Here is a 1871-nt window from a genome sequence, read left to right on the forward strand (position 1 = left end):
CTCCTAACCATCAAGTGCTGAATCATTTGGGGCTGTCGGTGCGTGCGTGACAGCGCATACTTAAAGTGGCGCGGACTATTGCCGATCTGGCAGGCGAGCAGAAGATTAGGCGGGAACATCTGACTGAAGCAGTAAGCTACCGTGGGATTGATCGTCTAATTATACATCTGCAAAACAGCCTAGAATGATGGCAAAGAAAAGGGGCCGGAGCCCCTTTTCTCTTAATCGTCATTCTCTGTATAGTCTTCAATACCTTCCATCTGCGGCTTGCCGCCTGAAAGGGTGTGGAAACGTTTAGGACGTTTAATTCGAGTCATATACTTTGACCAGACTTTCTCGGCCTCAGTGTGCGGCTCACGCACACCACGGCACACCTCAATAAACAAACGCTCTTCTTCCGTCGTTGGCTCACGCTTTGCTAGGTCCAACTCGTTAAAAGCGTAACCATAACGCTCAAGAAGTTGGGCTTCTTTGATGGTGAAATCGCCGTGACGGGAGAACCCGCGAGGGTAATGTTTGTTATCAAAAAAATGATTCGTTGTTGTGAAGCTTTCCGCCATTTTACACGCTCCTAACTCTTTTATGGCCGTGCTATTTATGGCGCGGAGTATTAGATAGGCTTGACAGAGTGTAAAACAAAACATTTAAATCATAACGACAAATGTTTTTAGGAGATGGATGTGGATAAGGAATTACTGAAGACCTTTCTTGAAGTGAGCAGAACTCGCCACTTTGGACGTGCCGCTGAAGCACTCTATCTCACGCAATCTGCTGTAAGTTTTCGCATCAGACAGCTTGAAAACCAGCTGGGTGTGAATCTGTTTACCCGCCACCGTAATAACATCAGGCTGACGTCTGCAGGAGAACGACTACTCCCCTATGCCGAAAGCCTGATGAGCACTTGGCTGATAGCCAAGAAAGAGGTGGCGCATACACAGCAACATCACGAGCTGTCGATAGGGGCAAGTGCTTCAATGTGGGAAGCCTATCTGACACCGTGGCTACAAACCCTATATGAGAACCGTGAGAGCCTGCATTTGGAGGCTCGAGTCGCTCAGCGCCATTTACTGGTCAAACAACTGCACGAGCGGCAGCTTGACCTGTTAATTACCACTGAAGCACCGAAAATGGACGAGCTAACCAGCCAGCAAATTGGCCATATTTCTCTAACTTTGTTCCGGTCGCGAAAATCGGAAAAAAAAGAGAAATATGACTATATTAAGTTGGAGTGGGGTGCTGATTTCCATCAGCATGAAAGCTATCTGGCAGGGGCAGACGATGTGCCAGTGCTGACGACAACTTCTGCACATTTAACCCGTCAGCTGCTGCACACTACAGGAGCCTGTGCATTTTTACCTGAAATCTGGGGTAAGGAGTACAGCGATTTAATGGTGATCCTGGACACGGCTGTTGTCTCCCGACCACTGTATGCGGTGTGGTTAGAAAACAGCGATCAGCAGGCCTATATTCGCCAGCTGATAAAATTTCCGGTGAATATTAAAGCATAAATCGTTGTTAAAACGCACACAAGGGTCAGCTTGCTGGTAAGCGCCCGATGTAGGACGTCTGTCAGATCACTGTCAATCAGGCGATGATAGTGTCCACTTAAATTTAGAGGGACACTATCACTGGTGACAGATCTCACAACCTAGCGCAAACGCGCCATCCTATGGCACTGTTGCAAAGATATTGATGAGTTAGCCTTTCGTGTTATTGAAAGGTCTTATTTTTCAAAGACTCTGCTCACCAGACGCATCTCGCCTAGGGGATGCCCCAAATAAAATGATTCTGCCTGACCTTTCCGTAGCGCCTGCATCACTTCAATGCCTTTGATTGTGGCGTAAGCCGTCTTCATTGATTTGAAGCCCAGC

2 protein-coding genes and 2 pseudogenes are annotated in these 1871 nt (G+C 47.6%); 2 read left to right on the plus strand and 2 right to left on the minus strand.

The features are described from left to right. Positions 1-188 (plus strand): annotated as a pseudogene (locus BBW68_RS16570) (magnesium chelatase subunit ChlI family protein); the annotation flags it as partial. Between the two features lie 33 nt (positions 189-221). Here the strand turns inward: BBW68_RS16570 and BBW68_RS09810 are convergent. Further along, positions 222-560: a MaoP family protein gene (locus BBW68_RS09810; RefSeq protein WP_070135219.1), complete on the minus strand. Its 339-nt coding sequence runs from the start codon at positions 558-560 to the stop codon at positions 222-224. 120 nt (positions 561-680) lie between these two features. Here BBW68_RS09810 and hdfR point away from each other — a divergent pair, with 120 nt between their 5' ends. After that, the gene (hdfR, locus tag BBW68_RS09815; RefSeq protein WP_070135220.1) at positions 681-1508 is read left to right on the plus strand and encodes an HTH-type transcriptional regulator HdfR; all 828 of its coding nucleotides are present in this window, start codon (positions 681-683) and stop codon (positions 1506-1508) included. Positions 1509-1723: 215 nt separating this feature from the next. Here hdfR and BBW68_RS09820 read toward each other — a convergent pair. Continuing rightward, a pseudogene (locus tag BBW68_RS09820) lies at positions 1724-1871 on the minus strand (IS6 family transposase); the annotation flags it as partial.

The sequence above is a fragment of the Candidatus Erwinia dacicola genome (assembly GCF_001756855.1).
In the GTDB taxonomy this organism is placed as follows: Bacteria; Pseudomonadota; Gammaproteobacteria; order Enterobacterales; family Enterobacteriaceae; genus Erwinia; species Erwinia dacicola.

Coding starts and splice junctions, on each gene's coding strand:
- BBW68_RS09810 (WP_070135219.1), bottom strand. CDS start 560: ATGGCGGAAAGCTTCACAACAACGAATCATTTTTTTGATAACAAACAT.